The following is a 25,876-nucleotide window of genomic DNA, read 5'->3' as shown; positions in this document are numbered from 1 at the left end:
CGCCTTCCCGGGCTTCGTGGCGGCAGCCACGCTCAAGGGCGTGTTTGGCGATCCGAAGGCCCGGATCGTGATCTTGCGGCGCCGAAAAAAACGGCGGTGTGCTCGAACTGTGGCCATCGCTGCCGCAGCCGCTACGACCAACGCCTGTGCCGTGCCCGCGACCTGCGTGTGGCTGGCTGGATCCTGCACGTGGAGTTCGAGCGCTGGCGGGTCAAGTGCCCCGGGTGCGGCGGCGTGCACGTAGAGCGGCTGGACTGGCTGGCGAAGAATTCGCGCTACACCGGGCGCTTCGCCCTGCAGGTAGGCAATCTGTGCCGGAGCATGACCAACAAGGCGGTGGCCGAATTGGAGCGCCTGCACGACAGTACGGTCAAGGACTTGTCCAAGCTGTACATGGCCGAGCAGGTGCGCCGGGCCGGGATGCCGGCGCCCCGCGCCATCGGCATCGACGAAATCGCGATCCACAAGGGCCACGACTACCGGGTGGTGGTCAGCGACCTGGAGCGGGGCCGACCGATCTGGTTCGGCGGCAGCGGTCGCACCGAGGCCGACATCGATCAGTTCTTCGCCGAACCCGGGCCGAACAAGAGCGCCCGGATCGAACTGGCGGCGATGGACATGTGGCGCCCGTTCCGGACCTCGGTGAACAAGAACGCGCCCAATGCCGCCATCGTGTTCGACAAGTTCCACATCATGCGTCACCTGTCCGACGCGCTCGACCAGGTTAGGCGAGACGAGTACAAGCGCCTGCAGGGTCAGGACCGCAGCTACATCAAGGGCCAGCGCTACACCCTGCTGTCCAACCGCGAGAACCTCAGCCTGGACGGCCGCCAAGCGCTCAGGAAGCTGCTGGCGGCCAACAAGCGGCTGAACACCGCGTATCTGCTGAAGGAATCGTTCGGCCAGTTGTGGAGCTACCGCACCGAGCGCGGCGCCCGGGCGTTCTTCGAGCGTTGGAAGCAGAGCCTGCGCTGGCAACGACTGGCGCCGTACCAGACGTTCGTGCGGATGATCGAGCGGCACTGGGAGGGCATTGCCTCGTACTGTCATCCAGACCACAAGGTCAGCCTCGGCCTGGTAGAAGGACTGAACAACAAGATCCGGGTCATCCAGCGCAGCGCCTATGGCTACCGCGATGAGGAGTATCTCAAGCTCAAGATCATCGCCAGCTTCCTGCCGCCACTACCCGAAAACGCCCGACTTCACCCACAATGATCCGCGAAGACCTTCAATTGGACGTGAAGATCTTGCAACAGTACCAGAGATTAAATTTGTTCATAACACAGTAGAACTAGGAAAATACAAGTACTCTCAGTCACGCGAACCTTCAGAAAACTCTGTTCGAGCCGAACACGGTTTACCCAAGCGGGTTAGCTACCATCATTTTGGCTACAGAAGCGAATAGCTCCCAGCGGCCTCGCCAGCGTGTTGGAGAGGTTCACGAGAGCCTCGCCCTTGCCGCGCACGAATTGGTTGTCGGCGGCGCGGGCCTTCCGCTCGGCGAGGATAGCGCCTTGTAGCTTCCCTTCACGTCGCGGAACTGTTCGCCCCGCAGGCGTTCGGCCAACGCGACGACGGAGAACGAACGGCGATTCAGCGGCATACGGTCGACGACGGTCGCCACCGCCCGAAGAAATGGCGAGGGCGGCGGCGCTTTCCAGTTCCACCGGAGCTGCGCCGGTAAGCTGCTGCTGGTAGCTCGCGCGCTTCGCTTCGCCCAACGCGACGCGCCCGAGCATCTATGCCGGGGACTGGCGTACGGTCGCCGTCTGCATCCATGCTCGGCGATCGCGACGCGCGCAGGAGTTTCGCGTGCTTGGCCGGCGGGGTGCCGAAGATGCGCGAATAGTCGCGGCTGAACTGGGAAGGGCTGTCGTCGCCGTTCGTCAGCCGCTTGCGCACGCCGGTGCGTCCGCTGTCGGCCGACGGCGATCACGTCATCATCCACTGGGAAGGCGAAGCCGTCGCCGGTGACGGCCGCCCCTACCGCAACCGCTATGTCTGAATCCTCCACATGGCCGGCGGCAAGGCCGTCGAGGTCAACGCGTTCCTCGATCACGCCCCTCATGACGACGTGCTCCGCCGCATTCCGGCGCCCGCGGGCGGAGGCGAACGATGAGCGGCGAACCGAATGCGGCACGCCGGCGGGCGAGGCTTGCCGCAGCGGCTCTGCTCGCGGCCACCGTGGCCGCGCAGGCGATCGAGCCGAGCAGGGACCTGACCTGGCGCAAACGCCGGCGGATCGAGCGCAATGCAGCGGCGCGCTGACCGGTGTCGACCCGCGCTAGCGGCGAACCGCCACGGCCAGCCGTTCCAGCGCATGCCGCGCCAGCGACAGCGCGCGACGCTCGACCAGGTCGTGATAGGCCAGGCCTGCGGCTGCCACTGCGATCAACCCGATGGCGAGGTTGACCAGATACAGCGCCAGCGGCCCAAGCTGCGCGGTGGCACGCGAGCTGAGCGAGAGCAGCGGCATATGGATCAGGTAGATGGCGTAGGACGCGTCGCCGAGCGCTACCAGCCAGCGCGGCACCCGCAGCCGGCCCTGCCACTCCATCTGCACCAGGCCCGCCATCGCGCACGCGGCGGCCAGGCCGAACCACGGCGACTGCTGGCGCTGCAGCCCCAGCGCCGCGAACACGCTCAGCGCCGCCAGCGCGCATAACGCGCACAGCCAGGGCGGGCATCGCCGCGCCTGCGCTGCGGTTGCCGCCGCCATGCCGAACACGAACTCGAGGTTGATCGGGTTCAGCAGCAGCGAGCGGACGGACAGGTCCAGCGGCCGCTCGAACGGCGCGCCGAACAGCGCGTTCGCCGCGACCGCCAGCGCCCACGCCGACCCCAGCAGCAGTGGCCGCCCGAAGCGGTAGAACACCCACGCCAGCAGGTAGAAGGCGAGTTCGAACGCCAGCGTCCACGCCACGCCCAGCGCCGCCTGTCCGCCGATCGGCAGCAGCGACAGCGTCGCCGGCCACGACCAATCGTAGCCGGGCCCATCGTCCGGATGCAGCGTATACAGCGCCGCCAGCCCCAGCCCCACCGGCCAATACGGGACGTAGATGCGGGTCAGGCGGCTTTCGGCATAGCGCCAGCTCCAGCCGGGCCGTGCGGCGCGGTCGGCATTGACGTAGTGGATGATGAAACCGGAAAGGACGAAGAAGAAGTCCACGCCCAGGTAGCCGAACGCGAGCATTTCGGTCAACGCATCGGGCATCGGCCCGATGAAGTGCTCGGTCGGCAGCAGCGAATGGCTCAGCGCGACCGCCAATGCCGCCAGCGCGCGTCCGCCCTGCAGCACTCCCAGGGTCGGACGCGGCGCGTTCGCCATGCTGTCTCAATCCTTCATGCCGCGACCGGCCGACCACGTCCGAACGCGGCGTACTGCTCTTCCCGCAGCGCATCGAGCAAACGTCCCGGTGGCAGGCGCACGTCGGCGTATGCGAGCGCCTCGTCCTTGCCGACGTCGCGCAGCAGGGTGCAGCCTTCGGCCACACCCATCGGCAGCAGCCGCGCCTCGGCGACCACGTCCGCCGTCTCGCATTGCCCATAGCTCATGTAGCCGCCAAGGCCATCGATGACCTCGCCCTGCTTCAGATCGCGCTTGGCGGTGGCCACGACTTCCACCCGCGGGCCGGCCAGGGCCTGCAACACCGGGTCGCGCAGCAACGCCACCCGCGCCACCGACAGCGGCACTTCGAAGTGGCACAGGTGGTAGGGCGTGTAGAAGCTGTACAGCGGCCCTTCGCCGAGCTTGTACAGGTTGAGGTAGTGCCGCTGTTTGGGATCCTCGTGGCTGGCCAGGACGAACACGCCCGGGCCCGGCGCGGCGCCGACCACGTAGTCGACCGCGCCGCCCACCGCCTTCAGTTCCTGTGCATCGAACCGCTCCACCAGCCGGTCCACGTGCTCGCGGTGGTCCAGCCCGCGCATGCCGCGCTGCAGGATCGACATGCCGGTCGCGTTGGCGACGATCGCCTGCTCGAAGCTGATCTTGGTGCCGTCGGCGAAGCTGGTGACCATGTGCGGGTCCTGGCCCCACTTGGCCGCGAACGCCGCCTGCGTGGTCGGCGTGCGATAGGGATCCTGCAGGCCCTTGATGTTGCCGCACAGCAGCGGCGTCAGGCCGATCGAGCGCACGAAGCGGTACAGATTCATCTGCACGCCGGGCTGGTCGCCGTCGCAGCCGCTGAAGATCACCCCGGCGGCGTCGGCCTTGCGCTTGAGCAACGGCCCGACGGTGGCATCGAGTTCGGCGTTCATGCTGACCACGTCGCGTCCGTTCTCGATCGCGCCGAGCGTCAACGCCGCGCCGTATTCCACTGCGCCGGTCGCGTCGACCAGGCAGTCCAGCAGCGCGCATGCGTACAGCAGGGCCGGATCGTCGGTCACCGCCGGCTCGCCCGCGCGGATGCAGCGCTCCAGCGCCGCGGCCGAATCCACCTGGCGCGATTCCAGCCCGGCTTCGCGCAGCGCACGCTGCGCCTTGTCCACGTTGCGGTTGCACACCGCGACCACGCGCATGCCCGGCACGGAATTGGCGATCTGATTGATCAGGCCGCGGGCCATGAAGCCGGCGCCATACAGGCCCACGCGCAGTGGCTGGCGATGCGCGGCGCGTTCCTGCAGCAGGCGGTCGATCTTCATGCCGCCGCCCGGCCCGCGCCGATGCCGCGCAATTGCGCAACGCCATGAAAGGCGGGATCGAAGTCCGGCCAGCCCGCATCCTTGGCCGAGACGGTCTCGGGCGCGATCGGCCACTGGATGCCGATGGCCGGGTCGTCCCAGCGCAGGCCGCGCTCGCAGGCCGGGTCGTAGAAGGCGCTGGACAGATACAGCGCTTCGCTTGCGGCCTTCAAGGTGATGAAGCCGTGGGCGAAACCCTCCGGCACGTAAAGCGCCAGGCCGTTCTCGGGAGTGAGTTCCAGCCCGTACCATTGCCTGTACGTATCCGAGTCCGGGCGCAGGTCCACGATCACGTCCCAGAACGCGCCGCGGATGCAGCGCACCGTCTTGGCCTCGGCCGATGGCGGCAGCTGGTAGTGCAGGCCGCGCAGCGTGCCGGCGTCGGCGCTGCTGGAATTGTTCATCTGCACGAAGCGCTGCTGCAGCCCGGCATCGCGCATCTCCCGCTCGCAGAACAGCCGCGAGAACCAGCCGCGCTCGTCGCCGCGGCGCTCCGGCTCGATCACTGCGGCGCCGCGCAGCGGCGTGGAATGGAAGATCATGCGGCGATCCTCAGTTGGTCGGTGAGCGCGTTCGAGTCCACCAGCGCCTGCAGCACCCGCAGCCTGACCAGGCGCGAACTGCGGAAATCCGGATCGTCGAAGCCCAGCCGGGCGAGCAGTGCGTAGATCTCGGCGATCGCCGCGCCCAGCGACTCGGCCGGCTGATGCGCGGGCGCCAGCCGCTCGTAGAACGAAAAATCGACCCGATACGAGCGCGCATCCAGCGGCGCCTGATCGGCGATGCGCACCTCCACGCCCGGGATGGCCGCGCCGACCGCCTCGGCCAGATCGCGGATGCGCACGTTCCAGCCGGCCGAACCGGCATTCACCGCCAGGTAGCGCCCGCCGCGCTCCGGCTCGCGCGACAGCGCCCACTCGATCGCGCGCGCCATGTCGCGGACATGGATCAACGGGCGCCACGGGGTGCCGTCGGAAAGCACGTCGACCCGCCCATGGACCAGCGCGCTGGCGACGAAATCGTTGAGCACCAGATCCAGGCGCAGCCGCGGCGAGGCGCCGCACGCGGTGGCGAAGCGCAGACAGGTCACCACCATGTCGGTGTGCAGGCCGGCCAGCGCGCGTTCGGTGTCGATCTTGGAGCGCGCGTAGGCGGTCAGCGGCGCCAGCGCGCTGTGCTCGTCGCGCGGCGTGCCGTCGGCGGCGGCGCCGTATACGCTGCAGCTGGAGGCGAACACGAAATGGCGCACACCCGCCTCCGACGCGGCGCGCGCGAGCTGCACGCTGGCGCGGTGGTTGATCGCGTCGGTGACCTGCTCGAAGCGGTTGCCCATCGCATCGTTGGAGATCGCCGCCAGGTGCACCACCGCATCGAATCCACGCAGCTGCTCGGCGGTCAGGTCGCGCACGTCGCCGAACCACTGCTGGTCCAGCAGCACCTCCGGCAACCGCAGCGGCTCGGTCAGGCAATGCGCGAACCAGCCGCGGTCCACGCCGACCAGCTGCGCCTGCGGGTAGCGCCGGCGCAGTTGCGCCACCACGAGCGGGCCCACGTAGCCCATGTTGCCGGTAATCAGGATTCGCATGTCACTCCCATACGCGCCACGGCGCGCGTTCAGTCGCCCAAAGTTCTTCGAGGTAGTTGCGGTCACGCAGCGTGTCCATCGGCTGCCAGAACCCGTCGTGGCGGTACACGCTCAACTGCCCGGCCTCGACCAGCCGCTCCAGCGGCGTGCTTTCCCACGGCGTGGTGTCGTCGTCGATCGTACCGATCACCCGCGGATGCAGCACGAAGAAGCCGCCGTTGATCAATCCGTCGCCGTCCACCGCCTTCTCGCGGAAGCCGGTCACCTGCGCGCCCTCCACGCGCAGCGCGCCGAAGCGCCCGGGCGGCTGCACGGCGGTGACGGTGGCCAGCCGGCCTTCGCGCGCATGCAGGCGGATGCAGGCGCCGATGTCGACGTCGGCCACGCCGTCGCCATAGGTCATGCAGAACGCGTCCTCCCCTTGCAGATGCGCGCGCACCTGGCGCAGGCGCCCGCCGGTCATGCTCTTGGCGCCGGTGTCGATCAGGGTCACCCGCCACGGCTCGGCGCGCATGTTGTGCAGTGCGATCGTGTTGTTGGACAGGTCGCAGGTGACGTCCGATTCCATATAGTGGTAGTTGAGGAAGAAGCGCTTGATCACGTCGCCGCGATAGCCCAGGCAGACGATGAAATCGGTGATGCCATGGTGGGCATAGATCTTCATGATGTGCCACAGGATCGGTTTGCCGCCGATCTCCACCATCGGCTTGGGGCGCACCGAGGTTTCTTCCGAGATACGCGTGCCGAGTCCACCGGCCAGGATCACCGCCTTCATTTGTCCGTTTCCCCGTTCGTTGCCGGCGCAGGCCGGCGGGTGCATTTCAAGCGATCAGTCCCATCGCTTCGGTTTCCGGCTGCAGCGCCTGCTCGGCGATCCGCGCCAGCCCGCCGAGCGTGTCCAGCCGCTCGTGCAAGCGGTCGGTGGAGCGCATGCCCACGGTGTCGAGGATCGTGGCCCAGCGATGCGCCCAGTCGTGTCGGCGCAGGGTCTGGGACATGCCCGTGAGCCTGGCGCGCTCCAGACGCCGGTACTGGGTGGCAAGCTCGCCGACGAACTCGCCGACCCGGTCGCATCCGGCCGGCAGCTCGAACACCGCGTCCTGCCAGTCGAAGCACTCGTCGAATTCCGCGCACTGCTGCCGCGAACCCAGCACCAGCGCGCCCCCCCGCCGCACCTTCGAAGTAACGCGTGGCCAGCGCGCGCTTGCGCACGCCCTTGAAGTGCCCGCTCCTGTCCACGTCGAAGTCGAACGCCAGGAAGAATTCGGTGCGCTTGATCATCGCTGCGGACTGCAGGCGGTGCGCCGGCCAGTCCAGCACCGCGCCGCCCTTGACCGCATCGTGCACGTAGAAGAACTCCGGATGCTGCGCGGCGTGCTGCAGCAACTTGTCATGCACCGACGCCGAGCGCCGGCCGAGGCTGAGCACGTCGATGCAGCGTTCCGGCGGCCGCGGCAGCGGCGTGGCCAGCAGCGTGTCGCACGCACTGGGAAGAAAGCTCACCGGGGTGCGGATCAGTTCGCGCATCGGCTCCACGCAACTGGCGTTGAGCAGGAACACATGGTCGAAGTCGTTCAGCACCTTGAGCTGGCTACGCTGCGAAGCCAGCAGTTCGGGCCAGGTCTCCAGCAGGTAGGCGACGGCGCAGTGCGAACGCCGGCGCCAGTTGTGCAATGCGCTCAGCGTTCCCAGCTCGGCGGGGAACTGGCACATGTAGAAGAACAGGTCGTGGTCGCGCTCGATCGGCGACGGCGCCGCATTCGCCAGCGGGGCGCCGCCGAGGCACGTCCATGCCGCGCTGGACAGGCGATGGAGCAGTTCCTTGTGCAGATAGCGCAGGGTCGGATGCACGCCCCTGCCCGTCGTATGCGCCAGCGCGGCAGGCACGCGGATATCGGTGTCTTCGAGCTGCCGAATCACGTTGAGAAACGCAAACGCCTGACCGTTGAACGCTTCAGGCCAAGCCTCGTAGTTCGAGGCCGTCACCACCGACCGCGTCGTCATCCGCTGTGTCCTCGGCGCACGACCTCCGGACTGCGCCGCACCGGCCGCAGGTGGGTAGAGGTCGCCTCCCCTTGAGTGTGTATAGGCTGGAGTTCCCCTGGGACCTCCAATACCGCGCACTGCGTCTGAAAATATCCCGTCGAATACGTTAACATCACGTGAAAGTGAGACATTCATGCAAGATTTGCAGGCAAGTAGCGGAGCGCGATGAAAATTGACTACACCATCGTGGGCGCAGGCGTCGTGGGCCTGGCCATTGCCCGGCAATTGGCGCTGGCCGGACGGGAGGTGTGCGTGCTGGAAAGCGAGGCGGCGATCGGAACCGGCACCAGCTCGCGCAGCAGCGAAGTCGTCCACGCCGGCATCTATTCCCCGCGCGGTTCTCTGAAGGCCGCGCTATGCGTGCGCGGCAGGATGCTGCTGTACGACTACTGCGCGCGCAACGCCGTCGCCCACCGCAAGTGCGGCAAGTTGATCGTGGCCGACGCCGCCCAGACCGACGCGCTGCGCGCGCTATGGCAACAGGCGCTGAGCAACGGCGTGGACGGCCTGCAATGGCTGCCGCAGGAGCGAGCGCGGCAGATCGAGCCCGAGCTGCGCTGCGCCGCCGCCCTGCATTCGCCGGAGACCGGCATCGTGGACAGCCACGCCCTGATGCAATCGCTGTGGCGCGATGCCGAGGCGGCCGGCGCCATGCTCGCATTGCGCGCCAGCGTCGACGAGGTGCGGGTGCTGAGCAACGGCTTCCAGGTCGACTACCTGCACGCAGGCGAGCGAACCCGCTTCCGCACGCACGCGCTGGTCAACGCCGCCGGGCATGGCGCGGTGCCGCTCGCGCAGCGGATCCGTGGCCTGGACCCCGCGCACGTGCCCGGCGCGTTCCTGGCCAAGGGCAACTACTACGCACTGCGCGGGTCGGTGCCGTTCCAGCGCCTGGTCTATCCGCTGCCCAGCCCGGGCGGACTCGGCGTGCACCTGACCCTGGATCTGGCCGGCAATGCCCGCTTTGGTCCGGACGTCGAGTGGATCCAGGCGCCGGATTACCGCGCCGCGCCTGCCACCCCTGCGCTGTACACGGAAATCAGGCGCTACTGGCCTGCGCTGGCAGACGGCGCACTGAGTCCGGCCTATTGCGGCATCCGGCCCAAGATCGCTGGCCCGGGCCAACGCCCCGCCGATTTCCGCATCGATGGCGCCCGCGTACATGGCCTGGCCGGACTGGTCAACCTGTTCGGCATCGAATCGCCCGGGCTCACGTCCTGCCTGGCGATCGCCGAACACGCGGTTGCGGAACTCGCGCGCGGTTAGCCCCGGTCGACAGCAGGCATGGCGGTTCCTGCCTGCGGCCATGAGCGAACCTGCGAACCTGCGCAAGCGATGCCGTCGCACCTGGCGCAATGGCTGCGAGGAACACCGGCAACCCGTGGGCCATCACTGCGGCAGCAAAGTCGCTGCCATTGCGACGGCATCGCTGCGCCGATGTGCTTGCCGGCACTAGCGGCCCACTGCGGCGACCGTCTACAATGCGCGGACACCAGCAGGCCAGATGCCTGGTGCGTGTAGGAAGCGCCGGCCGATCCGATGGCTGTGCGCGCTCCACCGGATCCTTGCGATTCCCTCGCAGACATCTTCCGCAACCAGCGGCGGATTCGATTCGAAGGGAAGGCCGCGCTGTTCGGCGCGGTGTGTTTCGTCTCTATGGTGGCCCCGTCGGCCCCTCGCGACGCTAGGTCGAAAACTCCGCCAGGGCCGGAAGGCAGCAACGGTATCGATCGACGCGGGCGCCGAGGTCAGCCGGCGGGGTCGCCACCCTACTCTTCAAAGCACGGCCGCATGGGCAGGATCGGCAGCCGTGGCTGCTCGGCGCGCTACGCGCTTGCGATGGTTCGCCCGGCCGCGCTGCTACGCCTGCGGATGCAGCCAGCCGGCGTCGCCTTCGCGATAGCGCTCATGTTTCCAGATCGGCACCCGCGCCTTGACCTGGTCGATCACGTAGCGGCAGGCGCCGAAGGCGGCGTCGCGGTGCGCCGCGACCACGCCGACCCACACCGCCAGCTCGCCGATCGCCAGCTCGCCGATGCGGTGCACGCAGCGCAGGTCGAGGATGTCGAAGCGAACCATCGCCTCGTCGGCGATGCGCCGGCCTTCGGCCTCGGCCAGCGCAGCGTAGGCGTCGTAGCACAGGCCGTCGACCGCGCGGCCGTCGTTGTGGTCGCGCACCCAGCCTTCGAAACTGGCGTAGGCGCCGGCCTGCGCATGCGCCAGCGGCGCGCGCAGCGCGGCGATGTCCAGGGCGCTGTCGGCGAGATGGAAACGGTGGATGAGGGACATCGATCAGCCTCCCGAGACCGGCGGAATGAACACCACTTCGCTGCCTTCGCGCAGCGCGTCGTCCCAATGCGCGAAGGCGCCGTCCACGGCCACGCGCAGGCGCTGCGACGGCCAGCGCAGGCCATGCCGCGCATCGAGTTCGGCGTACAGCGCGCGCAGGTCGGCCGCGGCGGTGCGCACCTGTTCGTGCTCGATGCCCGCCGCCTCGCGCAGGCTGGCGAAATACAGCACGCGCACCTGCACGCTCATGCCGCGCTCCCGACGTCGCGCTTGCCGCCGCGCTTGCGCAGCAGCCGCAGCGGGCCGATCGTCATCGCGTGGGTCAGCGCCTTGCACATGTCGTAGACGGTCAACGCGGCGATGCTGGCGCCGGTCAGCGCCTCCATCTCCACGCCGGTGCGGTGCACGCTGCGCACCGTGCATTCGATGCGCAGCACCTGTGGCGAGGCCCAGTCGATCGCGAAGCGGCAGCCGTCGATCGGCAGCGGATGGCAGAACGGGATCAGCTCGTGGGTGCGCTTGACCGCCATGGTGCCGGCGATCACCGCGGTGTCGACGATGCCGCCCTTGGCGCTGCGCAGCGCGTCGGCGCGCAATTGCGCGGCCACCGCGGCGGGAAAGCGCACCCGCGACTCGGCCACGGCGACGCGCGCAGTGACCGCCTTGGACGACACGTCGACCATCGTCGGCAGGCCCTGCGGATCCAGGTGGGTCAGCGCCTTGGTCGCCGCGCGGGCGGCCTTGGCCGGTGTCTTGTTCATAGGCTGCGCTGCCGCTCCCACGGCACCATGCTCAGGCATTGCCGGACATCGGCGTGCCTTGGTGGAACAGCATGCGCCATTCGCCATCGCGGCAGCGCCACTGCGAACTGCGCAGCGCATGCCGCGGCGGCGCGCCGGCGCCATCGCGGCGCTCGCTGCGATAGCGCAGCTGCGCCAGATCCGGCGCCAGCAGGCATGCCTGCAAATCGAACGCGCGATAGCGGACCGCGCCGGCCGCGGCCGGCAATTCCCGCAGCAGCGCCTGCTTGTCGATGCATCGCCCGGACGCGCCGAATTCGACGAATGCCTCGTCGAGCAGCGCCGACAAGCGCGCGACCGATGCACGCGTCGCCGGCTCCAGCAACTCCAGCTCCAGCGCGAACAAGCGATTGTTCAGCGATTCGTCCATGCCGCTCATCCGCCGATCAGGAACATCTCGACGTGCTTGCCGCGCGCCGCGCGCGCATCGCCGCGCAGTTCGCTGTAGCGATCGCCGCGCTGGCCCCACAGCGCCTGCACGCGCTTGGCCAGCGCATCCTCGCCGCCGGCCAGCGCCGGCTTCAGATCGGTGCCGGCGGCGGCGAACAGGCAGGTGTAGAGCTGGCCGTCGGCCGAGACCCGGGCGCGATGGCAGTCGCCGCAGAACGGCGCGCTGACCGAGCTGACGAAGCCGATCTCGCCGCCGCCGTCGACGAAGGCATGCCGCGCCGCCACTTCGCCGGCGTAATGCGGATCCAGCGCGCGCAGCGGCCAGCGCGCGGCGATGCGCTCGCGCAGTTCGGCCGAGGGCACCACGCGCTCGCGGCGCCAGGCGTTGCAGGTGCCCACATCCATGTACTCGATGAAGCGCAGCACGTGGCCGCTGCCGCGGAAATGCGCCAGCAGCGGCAGCACCTGGTCGTCGTTGATGCCGCGCTGGACCACGCAATTGATCTTCACTGGTCCCAACCCGGCCGCGCTGGCCGCGTCGATCCCCGCCAGCACCTGCGCCACCTCGCCGCGGCCGCCGGACATGCGCCGGAAGCTCGCCGCGTCGATCGCGTCCAGGCTCACCGTGACCCGGCGCAATCCGGCCTCGCGCAAGGCCTGCGCGTGCCGCGCCAGCAGCGAGCCGTTGGTGGTCATGGCCAGGTCGTCGAGGCCGGGGATGCGTGCCAGCCGCCGCACCAGTTCGGGCAGGCCGCGGCGCAGCAGCGGCTCGCCGCCGGTCAGGCGCAGCTTGCTGACGCCGTTGCGCACGAAGCCGCGCACCAGCGTCTCGATCTGCTCGAACGACAGCCGCGAGGCCGCATCGAAGCCGTAATCGTCGGGCACCTTGTCGGCCGGCATGCAGTAGCCGCAGCGGAAATTGCAGGCCTCGATCACCGACAGGCGCAGGTCGCGCAACGGCCGCCCCACCCGATCCAGCGGCGCGATCGGCGCCATCGGCAGCGGCGGGCGCAAGACGGCACTCATGGCGCCGGCACCTGCGGCGCGCGCGGCGCATCCAGTGCCACGCACTCGCCCGGCCGCGCGACGCGGTGGCCGCGCGCGCGCAGGGCCTCGGCATCCTCGGCGCTGGCGTAGTGGTACAGCATCATGCGTTGCAGCAGCTCGGCGGGATATTCCCGTTCCAGGTCGTCCACCCCAGTATGCGACGGATTGCCGTGAAGGCCGCAGTCATGCGCGACCAGCTCGCCGTCGCCGGCATAACGGCTCAGCATTTCCGGGATCGGCCGGGTATCGCCGCTCCACACCAGCGCGCCCTGCAGGCGCAGCCCGTAGGCGGTTTCCGGCCAGTGGTGGCGCACCGGGAACACCTCCAGCCGCACCCCCTCGTGCCAGAACGCATCGCCCACCGCGATCAGCTGGAACGCGTCCCAGAAATTGGCACCGCCCTCAGCCAGCACGTTCGGGTAGTCGGCGATGCGCCGGTGCAGCAGCGGCAGCACCGGCGCCGGCACGTACAGCCGCAGCTTGCCGCGCCGCGCCGAAAAATAGGCGTCCACGAACAGCCGCTCGAGGCCGGCCACGTGGTCCAGGTGCACATGGGTCACGAACAGCGCCTGCGGCATCGCCCGGTAATGCGCCTGGTAGGCGCTCAGGCCCTCGCCGCCGCAATCGATGCTCAACCAGGGCGCGCCATCGCGCTCGATGGTGGCCATCGGCGAACCCAGTTCCACCGCCGACGCGTTGCCGACGCCCTGGAAGCGCAGCGCCCAGGCCATCAGTAGCCCCGGTTCCAGGCCAGGTCGTAGGCGCGGCGCAGGCGCGCGTAGTCCTTGTTGACCTCGTCCACGCTGCGCGCGCCGCGCAGCTTCAGCAGCGAGCGGTGCAGGCGCTTGAGGTTGCGCTCGCGCCAGCGCGTGGCCGGGATGCGCAGCACGCCGCGGTCGAAATCGATCAGCCAGCCGCGGCCGTTGCCGTCGAACAGGATGTTGTGCGCGTTGAGATCGGCGTGATCCAGCCCGGCGCGATGGAAGCGCGCGACCAGCCGTCCGGTCTCCTCCCACGGCGCGCCGCGGCCGGCGGCATGCGCGCGATCGGCCAGCGAACGCACCCCTTCCAGCCGCTCCATCAGGATCGCGGCGCGGTAGCGCAGCCCCTGCCGCAGGTAGCAGGCGGCCAACGGCCGCGGCACCGGCAGCTTGCGCGCGAGCAGCGCGCGCATCAGCCGGAACTCGGCGAAGCTGCGGGTGCGGTCGGCGCCGGACCACAGGTAGCGATCGCGGCTGAGCTTGGCGACCAGGCCGCCGCGCCGGTACTGGCGCAGCACGCAGGCCCCGAACGGGGCATCGACGAACCAGGCGCCGCCGCGGCCGCCCTCGTCCACCGGACGCGCGCGTTCGGCCCAGTACGCCGCGGAGAACAGCGCCGGCTCGGCTTGCCGCAGTCGTTGGCGGTCGAACAGAATGGCGCCATAGCCGCGGCCCTCGCGGTACGGCGTCAGCGCTTCGGTGGCGTCGAATGCAACCATTCAGCGAGTCTAACAACACCATGGCAGCAACGCTCCCTTCGCTGTGCCTGTTGCGCCTGTCGGCGCTGGGGGACGTGACCCATGTGGTGCCGCTGGTGCGCACCCTGCAGCGCGCCTGGCCCGCGGCGGCGGCGCTGCACTGGATCATCGACAAGGCCGGGCACAAGTTGCTCGACGGCCTGCCCGGGGTGGTCTTCCACGACTACGACAAGCGCAGCGGCGTGGCCGGCATGCGCGCGCTGCGCCGCGAACTGCCGCCGCAGGGCTTCGATGCGCTGCTGCAGATGCAGGTGGCGCTGCGCGCCAACGTGCTGTCCGCGTTCGTCCGCGCGCGCCGCCGCATCGGCTACGATCGCAGCCGCTCCAAGGACCTGCACGGCCTGTTCGTCAACGAACGCATCCCCGACCGCCCCGGCATCCACGTGCTCGACGCGATCGGCAGCTTCTGCGAACCGCTGGGCCTGCGCCAGAGCGAGGTGCGCTGGGACCTGCCGATTCCCGACGACGCGCACGCCTGGGCGCAGGCGCAATGGCCCGAGGACGGCCGCCCGGCGCTGCTGATCTCGCCCTGTTCCAGCCACGTACGCCGCAACTGGTACGCCGACCGCTACGCCGCGGTCGCCGACCACGCCGCCGCGCAGGGTTGGCGGGTGGTGCTGTGCGGCGGGCGCAGCGAGCTGGAGCGCAGCACGGCCGACGCCATCGTCGCAGCGATGCGCGCGCCGGTGCTGGACCTGGTCGGCCGCGACACGCTCAAGCAACTGCCGGCGCTGCTGCAGCGCGCCGCGCTGGTGATGACCCCCGACTCGGGCCCGATGCACATCGCCAATGCCGTGGGCAGCAAGGTGCTGGGCTTGCACGCGGCGAGCAATCCGCGCCGCAGCGGCCCGTATTCGGACATCTGCTACTGCGTGGACAAGTACGACGCGGCGGCGCGCAAGTTCCTCGGCAAGCCGGCCGAACAACTGAAATGGGGCAGCAAGATCGAGTTCGACGCGGTGATGGCGCTGATCGGCGTGGACGACGCGATCGCCGCGTTCGAGCGCTACCGCGCCGACCAGGGCATCTAAGCCGGCTGGTGCGCGGACCGATCGCGGCCTTACCATGATCGTGCGTGTCCGCCACCGGCTCGGTCTGCGGACGCCGCCGTAAGCGTTTACGTCAAGCAACGCGCCAACCGCGCCGGATTCGTCCGGGGCCGTTTCCCACCAGCGCCCCGGCGCGTGCGGGTGGCGCCTTTGCTCGACCGGCTTACGGAGTCCGCAGCATGTCTCGTTCCCCTCGGTTTTCCCCACGCAAGCTGCATTCCCGCCATGCCGGCTGGGTGATGCCGCTGTTGTTGTCGATCCTGATGACCTGCGTGGTCTCGATGATCAGTACGCTGCGCACGGTCGGCCTGGCGCCGGGCGTGTACTCGCTCTGGCTGGGCGCCTGGGCGTTGTCGTGGCTGATCGCCTTCCCCACCCTGCTGCTGGCCTTGCCGCTGGTACGCCGGCTGACCGGAATCCTGGTCGCCCGCGCCTGACCCACCCATCCTCTGGCCTGCATGGACCGCGCCGGGAGGCGACGACGCCTCCCGGATGCTTCGTTCAGCCGGATGCTTCCCCTCAGGACGCCGCGCCGCGGTAGTCCTGGTAGGACTTCTCTTCGACGTAGCTGGAGCCCAGCGCCAGGTTGATCTCCTTCTTGATCCGCGCGCGCTCGTCGTTCTCGTAGTACACGCTGCGCGCGAGCTTGATGAACTCCTCGTCGAAGGCCTGCGCCTTCTCCTTGATCCGGATCTCGTCCTCGATCGCCCACAGGCGCTCGTTGACCGCCTTCAGCTCCAGCCGCAGGCGGGCGACGTCGCCGCTGGCGGCCGGATGCGCCATCCAGGTCTTTTCCAGCGCCGACAGCTCCGCACGCACGTTGGCCAGCTTGGCCGCATCGCCGATGCGCTCGGACTTGATCTGCAGGATGGCGATCTTGTCGAGCAGTTCGCCAAAGGACACGGGGACGAGGATTTCGGACATGGGCACACCCAGGCAAGAGTTGAAAGGAAGTGTAGCGAGCAGGCCTTAAAGCCATGTCGGCGCGGCGTGGCCGCGGCCGTCAAATAACAAAAGGCCCCTGACGGGGCCTTCTGCGCAACCGGCATTACTGCTACCGCAAAACTGGCGGGAAGGGGGATTTACCCGGTGCATCCTGCACCTCGCCCTGCGGGCGGCTGCGCCGTGCGCATCGGCATCGTGCCGATGCGTCGAACCCGCGGGGGCTTCTCACCCCCTCCTGCTGCGATCGCGCCTGCGCTCGGCTGAAACGTTGTTGCTGCGACAAAATCTGGCGGGCCACGCCCGACGATGATGGGCACCATGTCTACGCTATAACGCTCCAATGCCGCATTTGGCCGACCGTGACATCATCGCCGTCAGGAATGGACCGCTGCACGCGCAACGCGATGCCCACATTCGAAAACGCTGCCATCGCGCCAGTCACCGGACGACGGTCGCGACGCCCATTTGCGAGAGCAGCGTCAGATTGTCCTCGATGTGCCAGTTGTCCGTAATCCGCCCGTCGGTCACCTTGAGCAGATCGGTTGCGATGAAGTCGATCGCCTGCCCCTGGCCCTTCACTGTGCCGAAGCTGCCGGTGAAATGACCTTTGAACTCCATATGAACCGTAACAAAATCGCCCGTGACGATCATTTTCTTCACCTCGACGCGGAGATCGGGGACCGCTGAGCGGAAGTTCTTCGAGGCGAACGCCGGGCCTTCCGGCCCTTGGGGACGGCCCGGCGGCAGCGCGCGGTCGGTGAAGGTCGACGCGATCGCTGCCTTGAGGGCGGCTTCGTCGCCGGTGTCCCAGAACTGATAGAAGGCTTTCGCTGCCTTCACCGTCGCCTGGTTTTGTGCGCTCGAGACGGTCCCTCCGATGGTGAGATCGTCGATCTTCACCTCTGCGGCATCGACCGGCGCAGAGAGCAGGGTTGCGAGTATGGCGGCCACAATTGGAAATTCAAGCATGACATTTTCTCTTTCCGGGTGGGTGGCGGCGGCGTCCCCGCGAAACATCAGTTCGTCGAGGATGGCGGTCGGCACGTTGGTGAAGCGGTGATGTTTCCCGAGTTCGGGTAAGTACCGCTCGTCTCAGGCGATAGTGGCGCCGCCGTCGACTGTGACCGTGGTGCCGGTGGCGAAGGGATTGGTCGCGACGAACAGGATCGCCTGCGCGATATCCTCGGGCTGGCCGACGCGACGCGCGGGCAGCCGCTCGGCCGTGCGGGCGAACATGGCTTCGCGCTCGGCCTTGTCCATGCAGCCCCAGAGCGGCGTATCGATCAGGCCGGGCGACACCGTGTTGACCCGGACCGGGGCCCGTTCCAGTGCCAGGCCGCGCCCAAGGGCTTCCAGAGCCGCATTGATCGCGCCCTGCAGCACCGAACTCGCACTCGGCCGCCGCGAGAGAAATCCCGAGACGAAGGTGATCGAGCCGCCATCCGCGATTCTGGCAGCCCGCGCGACGCGATAGCCGCCCCAGAACTTGCTTTCCATGGAGGCCCTGGCGTCGTCGAGCGACAGAACACCAACCGGACCACTCCGGGTCGTCGCCGCGGCGATCACCACGTGATCGAACGGCCGCGCCGCGCCGAAGAAGGCTTCGATGGCAGGGTTGTCGAGAATGTCGAGTGCGACGGGCTCGACCGCAGCCCGGGCAGCGAGTGCTTCGAGCTTGGGACCGAGGCGGCCAGCGGCGAAGACCGAAGCACCGGCCGAGGCAAAAGCTTCGGCCGTCGCGGCGCCGATCCCGCCGGCCGCGCCGATGACAAGGACGCGTTTGTCTTTCAGCGAGAGAGTCATGGTCTATTCCTTTTCGTTCGGGATCAGGCGGCTGAGCCGGGCAAGCCGCTGACGGTCGGCGCGCCACGGTCGTAGATGGGAGTGATCGCTCGGTGCTTGGCCGCCCATGTCGCGATCTCGTCCTTGCGGGCGAACCACACGCCGGGCTTCGATCGGGCATAGGCCAGGAAGCGGTCGAGCACGCGCACCCGGTTGGCATGACCGGAGATGCGGTCGTGCAGCGACACGACCATCATCCGCCGCCGGTGCGCGCCTTCCTCATAGAGCTGATCGAATTCATCCTTCAGCGCCTGTTCGTAGGCCGCAGGATTGTAGTTCTCGAACGGGAAGGAGACGATGTCGTTCATATGGAAGGTATAGGGTACGGTGACGAAGTCCCCGCCCTTGAGCCTGACGATGAACGGTTCGTCCATGCTTGGCTCATCGATGTGGTATTTGAAGCCAAGCGACTGCAGGATATCGAGCGTGCGCGGCGAGTTGCGCATCCAATATGCGTTCCATCCGACCGGCTGCTGACCGGTGATCTTCTGGATCTTCTCGACGCTGTCGGCGATGAAGCGCCGCTCGGCGTCCGGGTCGAGAAAATAGCTGTTTTCCCAGGTCCTGCCGTGGGCCGCGGCCTCATGGCCGCGCCGGACGATTTCCCGCGCCAGGTCGGGTGCCTTCTCAACTGCCTGGCCGATCATGAAGCAGGACAGCTTGACCCGATGCTTGTCCATCAGGTCGAGGATCCGCGGCACGCCCTCGTAGACGCCGTACTGGAAGAATGCGTTGGTCGGCAGGTCCGGCAGTCCCTTCTCGATGGGATCGGGGATGACACCGCCCGCACCGGAGATCGGCTGACCGCCGGCCTCGAGCATGAGCGAGAAGCTGACGGCAAGGCGTGCATTGTCGGGCCAGAAGGATCCAGCGGCCATGGTGATTTCCTTTGCATTCGCGGGGACGGCAATGGCGGACGCGGCGATGGCGGCAAGGCCGCTGCCGAGAAACGTTCGACGGGTGATGGAGATGGCTGCATTGGTCATGGGCCAAATATAGACTATCGCACCATAAATGATAATATATCGAATAGACGATTGTTTATCGCTTCTGGGTTGATAGTTGATGCTGGACGACCTCAACGAATTGAAGACGCTTCGCGCGATCCTGGCGGAAGGCAGCCTGTCGGCCGCGGCGCGGCGGCTTGGGGTCACGCTGGCCGTGGTCAGCAAGCGGCTCGCGACACTCGAAAGCCGCGTGGGCGTTCGGCTGATCCAGCGCACCACGCGATCACTGAGCGCGACGGACGAAGGCGCGCGGCTGCTGGCCGATGTCGTGCAGGCTCTCGAAACCCTGGAAGGGGCGGAAGGTCGTTTAGCTGGCGGTCGCAACGAACCGGCCGGAACCTTGCGCATCAGTGCGCCGATCGCCTTCGGCCGGCGCTTCGTGGCCCCGGCCCTTGGACGACTTGCGGCGCGCTACCCTGGCCTTGCCGTCGCGCTGGAACTTGACGACCGGGTGGTCGATCTCGTCGGCGAGGGCCTGGATGTCGCGATCCGCATCGGCGCTCTCGCCGACAGTTCGGCCATGATGCGAAAACTCGCCGACAACCGGCGCATTCTGGTTGCGGCGCCCGCTTATCTCGATCGCGCCGGCCGGCCGGCCACGCCGGGGGATGCGAAGGCGCACGCCTTCCTGCGCTATGGCGCAGCCATCGAACCCTGGCGCCTGCACGGGCCTGGCGGCGCCACCGCACACCTTGCAGCCCACGCGCGGCTGCGCGTCGATGATGGCGATGTCGTACATGGCTGGGCGCGGGACGGCCTTGGCATCATGCTGAAATCGGAAATTGATGTCGCGGAGGACCTTGCAACAGGCCGGCTCGAACGCGTGCTGCTCGATTGGGACGGCGGCGAAGCGCCGATCGTCGCCCTCTATCCAAGCGCCCTCCATTTGCCGCTCAAGACTCGCGTCCTGCTCGACGAACTTGCTACTCACATCGATGCCACGATCCACGCGGATCGGCGCTAATCGATAGCTGGCGAGGGGGCATGGCGTGAAAATGGCGGCGATCCACGCTAAGCCGTTCTGAGACCTGACCACCTCGGCAAAGGTGGCGGGAAGGGGGGGATTCGAACCCCCGAGGCGCTATAAACGCCTGCCTGATTTCGAGTCAGGTACATTCAACCGCTCTGCCACCTTCCCGGGTGGTCCCCGGCGAAGCGGGGGCGTGCATCATACGGTTCCCGCTGCGCGCGGACAAGCGCCGCGTCGCCCGGCAGCACGGCGCCCGCGCCCGTACCGCCATGAACTGCGCCTGCGTTCTGGCATAGGCAACGATTGCCTGATGTCCGCTTGGCCGCGATGATGCCGTTTGAATGACAGGACGCCGGGGCCGGCCACGGGCACGCAATGATCGAATTCGGACACCTCACCCACGTCGGCCTGCGCCGCGAACTCAACGAGGACACCTATTACGGCGACAACGAGCTCGGCCTGTGGCTGGTCGCCGACGGCATGGGCGGCCACGCCTGCGGCGAAGTGGCCAGCGCCCTGGCGCGCGAGGCCATCGTCCGCGAGGTGCGCGGCGGCACGCCGCTGGCGCAGGCGATCCGCATCGCTGACGAAGAGATCATCCGCGCCTCGCGCCGGCGCAACGACAGCTTGCCGATGGGCACCACCGTGGTCGCCGCGCGCGTGCAGGGCAACCGCTTCGAAGTAGCCTGGGTCGGCGACAGCCGCGCCTACCTGTGGCGCGACGGCAAGCTGGCCCAGCTCAGCCAGGACCACAGCTACGTGCAGGAACTGATCGCGCAGGGCGCGCTGACCGCCGAGCAGGCGCGTGCGCACCCGCACCGCAACGTGGTCACCCAGGCGCTGGGCGTCACCGATCCGCTGCACCTCAACGTGGCCACGATGACCGGCGAACTGCGCCCGGGCATGCAACTGCTGCTGTGCAGCGACGGGCTGACCGAGGAAGTGGACGACCCCGGCATCGCCGCCACGCTCGGCCACGACGACTGCAGTGCGCAGGAATGCGTGGATACGCTGGTGGCGGCCGCGCTGGACGGCGGCGGTTCGGACAACATCACCGCGATCCTGGTGCGCTGCCACTGAGCTGGCGCCGGCGCAGACCATGCCGGCGGCGGCAGGCGCAGTGTGCGGCTGGCCTCGAAAAGCTGCGCGCCGTGCTGACCCTGCCGGGACAAATCTAAACGCAGCGCCAGCGAACGACGCTTCCCAGCGCCGCCGCCCGCTCAGCCAGCCACGGCCTCGGCCAGCACCGGCTCGGCCTCGTCCCACAGCGCACGCCCGGCCTTCTTGCGCAGCTTTTCCAGCCGCGCCTGGTGCGCGTCCAGCTCCGACGCGGTCGCCAGCACCCGCGGCCGCGGCAGCAGCGTCGCCATGTCGAACGCGGTGCGCTGGCCGTCGGCGCGGCCGCCGCGCTCGTCGGCCAGGGCGAAGCCGATCTCCTCCTGGCCCGAGGTCAGCGCGATATACACGTCGCTGAGGATCTGCGCATCGAGCAGCGCGCCGTGCAGCTGCCGGTGCGAATTGTCCACGCCCAGCCGCTTGCACAGCGCATCCAGCGAATTGCGCTGGCCGGGGAAGCGCTCGCGCGCCAGCAGCAGCGTATCGATGACCGTGGCGCGGTCGAGGATGCGCCCGAAGGACGCGCCCAGCCGCGACAGTTCGTAGTCGAGGAAGCCCAGGTCGAACGAGGCGTTGTGGATGATCAGTTCGGCGCCGTCGATGAACGCCAGGAACGCGTCCACCACCTCGTGGAACTCCGGCTTGTCGGCGAGGAACTCCAGGGTCAGGCCGGTGACTTCCTGCGCGCCCGGTTCGAAGTCGCAGTCCGGGCGCAGGTAGCGGTGGAAGTTGCGCCCGCTGGGGCGGCGCTCGAGCAGTTCCACCGCGCCGATTTCGACGACGCGGTTGCCCTTCTTCCATTCCAGGCCGGTGGTTTCGGTATCGAGGATGATCTGGCGCATGCGGCTCGCTGCTGGGGAAGTCGTGGGAAGGATCAGGACGCGACCGCGGCGCCGCCGGCGCGCACCCGCAGCGCCTGGTTGCGCGCCAGCACGTCCACCCGCTCGTTGTCCGGATCGCCGCTGTGGCCCTTGACCCAGCGCCAATCGATCGTGTGCCGCTGCGCGGCGGCATGCAGCCGCTCCCACAGGTCGCGATTCTTGACCGGGTCGCCGCCGGCGGTCTTCCACTGCCGCCGCACCCAGCCCGGCATCCATTCGGTGATGCCCTGGCGCACGTATTGCGAATCGGTATGCAGCACGATCTGGCACGGCTCGCTGAGCGTCTCCAGCGCCATGATCGCCGCCATCAGCTCCATGCGGTTGTTGGTGGTGTGCGCCTCGGCGCCGGCGACTTCGCGCTCCAGGCCCTTGTAGCGCAGCAGCGCGGCCCAGCCGCCGGGGCCGGGATTGCCGAGGCAGGCGCCGTCGGTATGGATATCAACAGTCTTCATGTACGTCCAGGAATCAAATGGAGGCGGTCGAACCGCGCCAGCGTACCGGCGCGCGCAACGGAATGGGACCGATGCCGGCGGCGCTGCGTTTTTCCGCCTGCAGCAGGCACACCGCGCGCAGCGGCGCGCCGGAGGTCGCCGAGCCGACGCCGCCGCGGGTCGGCCAGACCGGCCCCAGGTAGCGCAGCGGGTCGGTGCACGGCAGCCCGGCCCGCTCCAGCAGGCCGCGCCAGCTGCCCGGCGGCCGCGCCACCAGGCCCTGCCGGCGCCAGCGCAGCCGGTACGGGCTCACCGCGTTGAGCGCGAACAGCCACAGCCGCCCGCCCGGCAGCAGCACCCGCTCGCATTCTTCCAGCAGCGCCGCGGCGTCGGCGCCGAGCACGTGCTGCAGCACGATCGCATTGACGCTTTCCGAGGGCAGCGGCAGCGGCAGCCGGCACACCAGGTCGCCGGCATAGCCGCGCGCGGTGCGGTGCAGGCGCACGCCGCGCCCGGGCAGCTCGCGCGCCAGCGGCGCGAACGGCACCGGCGCCAGCCACAACCAGGGCTGCGCAGGGCGTCCGAGCAAGGCGTCCAGGATCAACGGCTGCTCGGCCTGGAGCAGCTGTTGCGCCACCGCCGTATCAAACCAGGATGAGACGGCGGCTTGACGGGGGAACGGGGTGGCAGGCATGGTGCCAATTCTATGCGACTGATCGCCCTGCCCGCATTCCAGGATAATTACATCTGGGCGATCGCCGCCGCGGATGGCCACGCCTTGCTGGTCGACCCCGGCCAGGCCGAGCCGGTGTTCGAGGCCGCGGCGCAGGGATTGCAACCGGCAGCAGTGCTGCTGACCCATCATCACGACGACCACATCGGCGGCGTGGCCGCCCTGCGCGCGCGTTGGCCGGACCTGCCGGTGTATGCCCCGGCGGACGAGCCGCGGATCCCGTTCGCCAGCCAGCGCGTCGGCGACGGCGACCGCGTCCAGGTGCTGCAATGGGAGTTTCGGACCCTTGCCGTGCCCGGGCATACCCGCTCGCATGTGGCCTATGTCGGCCACGGCCATCTGTTCAGCGGCGATACGCTGTTCAGCCTGGGCTGTGGACGCATGTTCGAAGGTACGCCCTCCCAGATGTTGGGTTCGCTGCAACGGCTGGCCGCCCTCCCGGGCGCCACGCTGGTGTGTTGCGGACACGAATACACCCTGGCCAATGCGGCATTCGCCGTCACGGTCGATCCCACCAACGCTGCCCTGCGGCAGCGCCATCAGGAAGTCCAGGCCATGCGTCATGCTGCCCGTCCCACCGTTCCCGTCAGCCTCGCCAGCGAAGTGGCGACCAATCCGTTCCTGCGCACCGCCTCGGCGGCGATCCAGCAGGCGGTCGGCGCCCGGCTCGGCCGCGGCGCCCGCGACGAAGTGGAAGTATTCGCCGAATTAAGGCGCTGGAAAGACGATTTCCGCGCATGAGGTCGCTGTTCTTGACGGCGGCGCTGACGCTGGTGCTCGCGTCGGCAGCCCCCTCCGCGAGCGCGGCAGCACCCGTCGGTGTGGCGCTGGAGCAGACCGTCGCCGGCCTGAATGTGTTGCCGATGGACGCCGCGGCGCTGCCGCCGGCGACCACCCGTAACGGCCACACCATCCTCGCCAGCTTCCGCGACGGCCTGGCCGACGCGCAATGCGATGGCGGCGCCACCGATGCGCGCTGGAAGCAGCAGTTCGCGCGTGCACCGGCGCGGCTGGCCAACGAGGACGAGGACGTGCTGCCGCTGTTCGGCTACGTGGTGGACGAATTGCGCGCCGCCGACCTGCCGACCGAATTCGCGCTGATCCCGTTCGTGGAAAGCGGCTACCGCCCCGCCGCACGCAACAGCGGCGGTCCGGCCGGACTGTGGCAGTTCATCGCCGATACCGCCCGCAACCACGACGTGCCGGTCGAAGGCCGCTACGACGGGCGCCTGTCCGCAGTGGATTCCACCCGCGCCGCGGTGCGTTACCTGAAGACCTTGCACGGCATGTTCGGCGGCGACTGGCGCCTGGCGATCATGGCCTACAACGCCGGCGAATACCGCGTGCTGCAGTCGATGCGCCGCGCCGGCATGAACGCGCAGAACGCGCAGCCGGACAAGTTGCCGGGGCTGTCGCCGATCACCTATGCCTACGTCGAGAAGCTGCACGCGCTGGCCTGCGTGCTGGAGCAGGCGCAGACCCGCAACGAATGGATGGCCTCGCTGGACCGCGAGGTGCCGATCCTGCAGGCACGCACCCTGCCCGCCGGCATGGCGCTGGACGACTGGGCGCGGCAGCAGGCGCTGCAGGGCACCCAGGTCGCGCGGCTGAATCCGGCGCTGGGCAGCGCGCGCAACCGCAAACGCGCGCTGCCGGTACTGGCGCCGGTCGGCAACGGCAGCAGCAGCGCTACGGCCGCCGCCGATGCCATGGCGGCGGCGACGCAACCGCAGGTCGAGGCGCCGGCAACGCGCGCCGTCGCCAGCATCGCCGAGGCCACCCCGCCACGCATCCGCTCGCGCAGTCCTTCGGCGCGCCGCACCCACACGGTCCGCGATGGCGACACCGCCTGGACCATCGCCAAGCGCTACGGCATCACCGTGCAGACGCTGCTGACGAAGAACGGCCTGTCCGCGCGCAGCGTGCTGCGCCCGGGCATGGTGCTGAGCTACGAGGACTAGGCGCGGGGGAGCCGGCGACACCGCAAGAGCGGCAACCGGCAGCGCTGCCGACGTCGGCCAACGCAAGATGCCACTTGTGGGACTTCAGTCGCGACGGGCCTTACCGATAAGGCCCGTCGCGACTGAAGTCGCTCCCACAGCATGGCGAACAGCTGAGAAAGCTAGAGAAGAGGTCTCAAGCGCTCCCGCCTTGGCATCGCTGCAGCCCAAGGCATGCGTGGCCGCGTCATTGCATCGCGACTGACATCGCCCAGCGCATGGCGAACAGCCGCGAGAAAAAAGCGCTTAGGCCGCAAGCGCCCCCGCATTGGCGCGTAGCGAACGCCCCAGCAGGTATTGCCCAGCACTTCGCTGCGCCGATGGACGCCGCATTGCCAGGGATCATCCCAACTGACGCTGATGCTGCCGGGCGCAGGCGGGACCGCCCTGCGCGTGCGCTATGCGCGCGCACCGACGACTGCGCGCACCGGCGCCATGCGTAGTACATGCGCACCTTTCTTGCGCCGCCCTTGTAGCCCTGCCGCCGCGACCGCGTCGCCGCACGATCGCGCAGCACACCGCCGCACATCCGAATGCCGCAAG

General features: G+C 68.7%; 30 protein-coding genes, 1 tRNA gene, 1 other RNA gene and 1 pseudogene. 11 read left to right on the top strand and 22 right to left on the bottom strand.

Translation table 11 applies throughout. From position 1 onward, the window contains the following. Window positions 1-96 precede the first annotated feature (96 nt). A complete protein-coding gene (locus FZ025_RS14825; RefSeq protein WP_104558735.1) occupies window positions 97-1,215 on the top strand; it encodes an ISL3 family transposase in 1,119 nt (372 codons plus the stop codon). 155 nt (window positions 1,216-1,370) lie between these two features. On the opposite strand, the gene FZ025_RS14820 is transcribed toward FZ025_RS14825, so the two are convergent. Continuing rightward, window positions 1,371-1,739, bottom strand: a complete 369-nt coding sequence (locus tag FZ025_RS14820; RefSeq protein WP_158185577.1) for a hypothetical protein — start codon at window positions 1,737-1,739, stop codon at window positions 1,371-1,373. A gap of 140 nt (window positions 1,740-1,879) precedes the next feature. Between FZ025_RS14820 and FZ025_RS22440 the strand changes: the two are divergent. Then, window positions 1,880-2,119: pseudogene (locus FZ025_RS22440) on the top strand (nuclear transport factor 2 family protein); the annotation flags it as partial. After that, the gene (locus FZ025_RS14810) at window positions 2,116-2,268 is read left to right on the top strand and encodes a hypothetical protein (protein WP_158185576.1); all 153 of its coding nucleotides are present in this window, start codon (window positions 2,116-2,118) and stop codon (window positions 2,266-2,268) included. The pseudogene FZ025_RS22440 and the gene FZ025_RS14810, both read left to right, overlap by 4 nt. A 16-nt stretch (window positions 2,269-2,284) precedes the next feature. On the opposite strand, the gene FZ025_RS14805 is transcribed toward FZ025_RS14810, so the two are convergent. From FZ025_RS14805 to FZ025_RS14780, 6 genes are read right to left on the bottom strand one after another with little or no spacing between them, the layout of a single operon-like run. Continuing rightward, complete coding sequence (locus FZ025_RS14805; protein ID WP_046980210.1) at window positions 2,285-3,328, bottom strand: acyltransferase family protein; 1,044 nt, start codon at window positions 3,326-3,328, stop codon at window positions 2,285-2,287. 14 nt (window positions 3,329-3,342) lie between these two features. Then, window positions 3,343-4,644 (bottom strand): NAD(P)H-dependent oxidoreductase, encoded by a 1,302-nt coding sequence (locus FZ025_RS14800; RefSeq protein ID WP_046980211.1) that lies wholly within the window; start codon window positions 4,642-4,644, stop codon window positions 3,343-3,345. Next, window positions 4,641-5,225: a dTDP-4-dehydrorhamnose 3,5-epimerase gene (gene rfbC, locus FZ025_RS14795; protein ID WP_046980212.1), complete on the bottom strand. Its 585-nt coding sequence runs from the start codon at window positions 5,223-5,225 to the stop codon at window positions 4,641-4,643. The genes FZ025_RS14800 and rfbC overlap by 4 nt, the downstream gene beginning before the upstream one ends. Further along, window positions 5,222-6,268: an NAD-dependent epimerase/dehydratase family protein gene (locus FZ025_RS14790; protein WP_046980213.1), complete on the bottom strand. Its 1,047-nt coding sequence runs from the start codon at window positions 6,266-6,268 to the stop codon at window positions 5,222-5,224. The genes rfbC and FZ025_RS14790 overlap by 4 nt, the downstream gene beginning before the upstream one ends. 1 nt (window position 6,269) lies before the next feature. Continuing rightward, complete coding sequence (gene rfbF / locus FZ025_RS14785) at window positions 6,270-7,043, bottom strand: glucose-1-phosphate cytidylyltransferase (protein ID WP_046980223.1); 774 nt, start codon at window positions 7,041-7,043, stop codon at window positions 6,270-6,272. Further along, window positions 7,040-8,272, bottom strand: coding sequence for a CgeB family protein (locus tag FZ025_RS14780; RefSeq protein ID WP_244292381.1), 1,233 nt, complete (start codon window positions 8,270-8,272; stop codon window positions 7,040-7,042). The genes rfbF and FZ025_RS14780 overlap by 4 nt, the downstream gene beginning before the upstream one ends. 207 nt (window positions 8,273-8,479) lie before the next feature. Between FZ025_RS14780 and FZ025_RS14775 the strand changes: the two genes are divergently transcribed. Together FZ025_RS14775 and ffs are read left to right on the top strand one after the other, a co-directional pair. Further along, entirely contained in the window at window positions 8,480-9,580 is a 1,101-nt protein-coding gene (locus tag FZ025_RS14775) for an NAD(P)/FAD-dependent oxidoreductase (protein ID WP_046980214.1), read from the top strand. A 399-nt stretch (window positions 9,581-9,979) separates the two neighbouring features. After that, window positions 9,980-10,076: signal recognition particle sRNA small type (gene ffs, locus FZ025_RS14770), an RNA gene on the top strand. Between the two features lie 98 nt (window positions 10,077-10,174). Here ffs and FZ025_RS14765 read toward each other — a convergent pair. The 7 genes from FZ025_RS14765 to FZ025_RS14735 are packed head-to-tail and all read right to left on the bottom strand — an operon-like array spanning window position 10,175 to window position 14,320. Next, the gene (locus FZ025_RS14765; protein ID WP_046980215.1) at window positions 10,175-10,603 is read right to left on the bottom strand and encodes a molybdenum cofactor biosynthesis protein MoaE; all 429 of its coding nucleotides are present in this window, start codon (window positions 10,601-10,603) and stop codon (window positions 10,175-10,177) included. A 3-nt stretch (window positions 10,604-10,606) separates the two neighbouring features. Continuing rightward, window positions 10,607-10,852, bottom strand: coding sequence for a MoaD/ThiS family protein (locus FZ025_RS14760; protein ID WP_046980216.1), 246 nt, complete (start codon window positions 10,850-10,852; stop codon window positions 10,607-10,609). Further along, on the bottom strand, window positions 10,849-11,364 hold the full coding sequence (gene moaC, locus FZ025_RS14755) for a cyclic pyranopterin monophosphate synthase MoaC (RefSeq protein ID WP_046980217.1): 516 nt from the start codon (window positions 11,362-11,364) through the stop codon (window positions 10,849-10,851). Before moaC ends, FZ025_RS14760 begins: the two co-directional genes overlap by 4 nt. Window positions 11,365-11,395: 31 nt before the next feature. Further along, window positions 11,396-11,773, bottom strand: coding sequence for a nuclear transport factor 2 family protein (locus tag FZ025_RS14750; RefSeq protein WP_046980224.1), 378 nt, complete (start codon window positions 11,771-11,773; stop codon window positions 11,396-11,398). Between the two features lie 5 nt (window positions 11,774-11,778). Beyond that, a complete protein-coding gene (gene moaA / locus FZ025_RS14745; protein WP_104558733.1) occupies window positions 11,779-12,819 on the bottom strand; it encodes a GTP 3',8-cyclase MoaA in 1,041 nt (346 codons plus the stop codon). Further along, entirely contained in the window at window positions 12,816-13,571 is a 756-nt protein-coding gene (locus FZ025_RS14740) for an MBL fold metallo-hydrolase (RefSeq protein WP_104558732.1), read from the bottom strand. The genes moaA and FZ025_RS14740 overlap by 4 nt, the downstream gene beginning before the upstream one ends. Further along, window positions 13,571-14,320 (bottom strand): 3-deoxy-D-manno-octulosonic acid kinase, encoded by a 750-nt coding sequence (locus FZ025_RS14735; protein ID WP_104558731.1) that lies wholly within the window; start codon window positions 14,318-14,320, stop codon window positions 13,571-13,573. Before FZ025_RS14735 ends, FZ025_RS14740 begins: the two co-directional genes overlap by 1 nt. 20 nt (window positions 14,321-14,340) lie before the next feature. On the opposite strand from FZ025_RS14735, the gene FZ025_RS14730 reads away from it, so the two are divergent. Further along, the gene (locus tag FZ025_RS14730) at window positions 14,341-15,390 is read left to right on the top strand and encodes a glycosyltransferase family 9 protein (protein ID WP_104558730.1); all 1,050 of its coding nucleotides are present in this window, start codon (window positions 14,341-14,343) and stop codon (window positions 15,388-15,390) included. A 197-nt stretch (window positions 15,391-15,587) separates the two neighbouring features. Further along, on the top strand, window positions 15,588-15,845 hold the full coding sequence (locus tag FZ025_RS14725) for a DUF2798 domain-containing protein (protein WP_046981980.1): 258 nt from the start codon (window positions 15,588-15,590) through the stop codon (window positions 15,843-15,845). A gap of 82 nt (window positions 15,846-15,927) precedes the next feature. Here FZ025_RS14725 and FZ025_RS14720 read toward each other — a convergent pair whose 3' ends face one another. The 4 genes from FZ025_RS14720 to FZ025_RS14705 form a co-directional block, all read right to left on the bottom strand. Continuing rightward, window positions 15,928-16,332, bottom strand: coding sequence for a DUF6165 family protein (locus FZ025_RS14720; protein ID WP_104558729.1), 405 nt, complete (start codon window positions 16,330-16,332; stop codon window positions 15,928-15,930). A 459-nt stretch (window positions 16,333-16,791) separates the two neighbouring features. Beyond that, on the bottom strand, window positions 16,792-17,397 hold the full coding sequence (locus tag FZ025_RS14715; RefSeq protein ID WP_208803670.1) for an ester cyclase: 606 nt from the start codon (window positions 17,395-17,397) through the stop codon (window positions 16,792-16,794). 48 nt (window positions 17,398-17,445) lie between these two features. Next, the gene (locus FZ025_RS14710; protein ID WP_104558728.1) at window positions 17,446-18,156 is read right to left on the bottom strand and encodes an SDR family oxidoreductase; all 711 of its coding nucleotides are present in this window, start codon (window positions 18,154-18,156) and stop codon (window positions 17,446-17,448) included. Window positions 18,157-18,179: 23 nt separating this feature from the next. Beyond that, the gene (locus FZ025_RS14705; protein ID WP_104558727.1) at window positions 18,180-19,181 is read right to left on the bottom strand and encodes a polysaccharide deacetylase family protein; all 1,002 of its coding nucleotides are present in this window, start codon (window positions 19,179-19,181) and stop codon (window positions 18,180-18,182) included. A gap of 79 nt (window positions 19,182-19,260) precedes the next feature. On the opposite strand from FZ025_RS14705, the gene FZ025_RS14700 reads away from it, so the two are divergent. After that, on the top strand, window positions 19,261-20,166 hold the full coding sequence (locus FZ025_RS14700) for a LysR family transcriptional regulator (protein WP_104558726.1): 906 nt from the start codon (window positions 19,261-19,263) through the stop codon (window positions 20,164-20,166). An 83-nt stretch (window positions 20,167-20,249) separates the two neighbouring features. Here FZ025_RS14700 and FZ025_RS14695 read toward each other — a convergent pair. Next, window positions 20,250-20,340, bottom strand: a tRNA-Ser gene (locus FZ025_RS14695). A 207-nt stretch (window positions 20,341-20,547) separates the two neighbouring features. Here FZ025_RS14695 and FZ025_RS14690 point away from each other — a divergent pair. Continuing rightward, complete coding sequence (locus FZ025_RS14690) at window positions 20,548-21,252, top strand: PP2C family protein-serine/threonine phosphatase (protein WP_104558725.1); 705 nt, start codon at window positions 20,548-20,550, stop codon at window positions 21,250-21,252. Between the two features lie 140 nt (window positions 21,253-21,392). Here the strand turns inward: FZ025_RS14690 and dnaQ are convergent, their stop codons facing one another. Genes dnaQ through FZ025_RS14675 form a run of 3 tightly spaced genes read right to left on the bottom strand, consistent with a single transcriptional unit; the run spans window position 21,393 to window position 23,294 of the window. Continuing rightward, entirely contained in the window at window positions 21,393-22,130 is a 738-nt protein-coding gene (gene dnaQ / locus FZ025_RS14685; RefSeq protein WP_104558724.1) for a DNA polymerase III subunit epsilon, read from the bottom strand. Window positions 22,131-22,162: 32 nt separating this feature from the next. Further along, window positions 22,163-22,621, bottom strand: a complete 459-nt coding sequence (rnhA, locus tag FZ025_RS14680) for a ribonuclease HI (protein WP_053841401.1) — start codon at window positions 22,619-22,621, stop codon at window positions 22,163-22,165. Window positions 22,622-22,634: 13 nt separating this feature from the next. After that, on the bottom strand, window positions 22,635-23,294 hold the full coding sequence (locus FZ025_RS14675) for a methyltransferase domain-containing protein (protein WP_208803668.1): 660 nt from the start codon (window positions 23,292-23,294) through the stop codon (window positions 22,635-22,637). A 12-nt stretch (window positions 23,295-23,306) separates the two neighbouring features. On the opposite strand from FZ025_RS14675, the gene gloB reads away from it, so the two are divergent. Both gloB and FZ025_RS14665 read left to right on the top strand, forming a co-directional pair. Next, window positions 23,307-24,074: a hydroxyacylglutathione hydrolase gene (gene gloB, locus FZ025_RS14670; RefSeq protein WP_104558723.1), complete on the top strand. Its 768-nt coding sequence runs from the start codon at window positions 23,307-23,309 to the stop codon at window positions 24,072-24,074. Continuing rightward, window positions 24,071-25,294 carry a lytic transglycosylase domain-containing protein gene (locus tag FZ025_RS14665; protein WP_104558722.1) on the top strand — a complete coding sequence of 408 codons (1,224 nt, stop codon included), beginning with the start codon at window positions 24,071-24,073 and terminating at the stop codon, window positions 25,292-25,294. Before gloB ends, FZ025_RS14665 begins: the two co-directional genes overlap by 4 nt. Window positions 25,295-25,876: the final 582 nt, after the last annotated feature.

This window comes from Xanthomonas hyacinthi (assembly GCF_009769165.1).
GTDB lineage: Bacteria > Pseudomonadota > Gammaproteobacteria > Xanthomonadales > Xanthomonadaceae > Xanthomonas_A > Xanthomonas_A hyacinthi.
This window is presented reverse-complemented; position numbering and strand designations above follow the sequence as displayed.

Coding starts and splice junctions, on each gene's coding strand:
- FZ025_RS14810 (WP_158185576.1), top strand. CDS start 2,116: ATGAGCGGCGAACCGAATGCGGCACGCCGGCGGGCGAGGCTTGCCGCA.
- FZ025_RS14725 (WP_046981980.1), top strand. CDS start 15,588: ATGTCTCGTTCCCCTCGGTTTTCCCCACGCAAGCTGCATTCCCGCCAT.
- FZ025_RS14690 (WP_104558725.1), top strand. CDS start 20,548: ATGATCGAATTCGGACACCTCACCCACGTCGGCCTGCGCCGCGAACTC.
- dnaQ (WP_104558724.1), bottom strand. CDS start 22,130: ATGCGCCAGATCATCCTCGATACCGAAACCACCGGCCTGGAATGGAAG.
- gloB (WP_104558723.1), top strand. CDS start 23,307: ATGCGACTGATCGCCCTGCCCGCATTCCAGGATAATTACATCTGGGCG.
- FZ025_RS14700 (WP_104558726.1), top strand. CDS start 19,261: ATGCTGGACGACCTCAACGAATTGAAGACGCTTCGCGCGATCCTGGCG.
- moaC (WP_046980217.1), bottom strand. CDS start 11,364: ATGAACAAGACACCGGCCAAGGCCGCCCGCGCGGCGACCAAGGCGCTG.
- FZ025_RS14735 (WP_104558731.1), bottom strand. CDS start 14,320: ATGGTTGCATTCGACGCCACCGAAGCGCTGACGCCGTACCGCGAGGGC.
- rnhA (WP_053841401.1), bottom strand. CDS start 22,621: ATGAAGACTGTTGATATCCATACCGACGGCGCCTGCCTCGGCAATCCC.
- FZ025_RS14780 (WP_244292381.1), bottom strand. CDS start 8,272: ATGACGACGCGGTCGGTGGTGACGGCCTCGAACTACGAGGCTTGGCCT.
- FZ025_RS14765 (WP_046980215.1), bottom strand. CDS start 10,603: ATGTCCCTCATCCACCGTTTCCATCTCGCCGACAGCGCCCTGGACATC.
- FZ025_RS14775 (WP_046980214.1), top strand. CDS start 8,480: ATGAAAATTGACTACACCATCGTGGGCGCAGGCGTCGTGGGCCTGGCC.
- FZ025_RS14720 (WP_104558729.1), bottom strand. CDS start 16,332: ATGTCCGAAATCCTCGTCCCCGTGTCCTTTGGCGAACTGCTCGACAAG.
- FZ025_RS14750 (WP_046980224.1), bottom strand. CDS start 11,773: ATGGACGAATCGCTGAACAATCGCTTGTTCGCGCTGGAGCTGGAGTTG.
- FZ025_RS14740 (WP_104558732.1), bottom strand. CDS start 13,571: ATGGCCTGGGCGCTGCGCTTCCAGGGCGTCGGCAACGCGTCGGCGGTG.
- FZ025_RS14805 (WP_046980210.1), bottom strand. CDS start 3,328: ATGGCGAACGCGCCGCGTCCGACCCTGGGAGTGCTGCAGGGCGGACGC.
- rfbC (WP_046980212.1), bottom strand. CDS start 5,225: ATGATCTTCCATTCCACGCCGCTGCGCGGCGCCGCAGTGATCGAGCCG.
- FZ025_RS14675 (WP_208803668.1), bottom strand. CDS start 23,294: ATGCCTGCCACCCCGTTCCCCCGTCAAGCCGCCGTCTCATCCTGGTTT.
- FZ025_RS14665 (WP_104558722.1), top strand. CDS start 24,071: ATGAGGTCGCTGTTCTTGACGGCGGCGCTGACGCTGGTGCTCGCGTCG.
- FZ025_RS14730 (WP_104558730.1), top strand. CDS start 14,341: ATGGCAGCAACGCTCCCTTCGCTGTGCCTGTTGCGCCTGTCGGCGCTG.
- FZ025_RS14800 (WP_046980211.1), bottom strand. CDS start 4,644: ATGAAGATCGACCGCCTGCTGCAGGAACGCGCCGCGCATCGCCAGCCA.
- FZ025_RS14820 (WP_158185577.1), bottom strand. CDS start 1,739: ATGCTCGGGCGCGTCGCGTTGGGCGAAGCGAAGCGCGCGAGCTACCAG.
- rfbF (WP_046980223.1), bottom strand. CDS start 7,043: ATGAAGGCGGTGATCCTGGCCGGTGGACTCGGCACGCGTATCTCGGAA.
- FZ025_RS14760 (WP_046980216.1), bottom strand. CDS start 10,852: ATGAGCGTGCAGGTGCGCGTGCTGTATTTCGCCAGCCTGCGCGAGGCG.
- FZ025_RS14710 (WP_104558728.1), bottom strand. CDS start 18,156: ATGACTCTCTCGCTGAAAGACAAACGCGTCCTTGTCATCGGCGCGGCC.
- moaA (WP_104558733.1), bottom strand. CDS start 12,819: ATGAGTGCCGTCTTGCGCCCGCCGCTGCCGATGGCGCCGATCGCGCCG.
- FZ025_RS14705 (WP_104558727.1), bottom strand. CDS start 19,181: ATGACCAATGCAGCCATCTCCATCACCCGTCGAACGTTTCTCGGCAGC.
- FZ025_RS14790 (WP_046980213.1), bottom strand. CDS start 6,268: ATGCGAATCCTGATTACCGGCAACATGGGCTACGTGGGCCCGCTCGTG.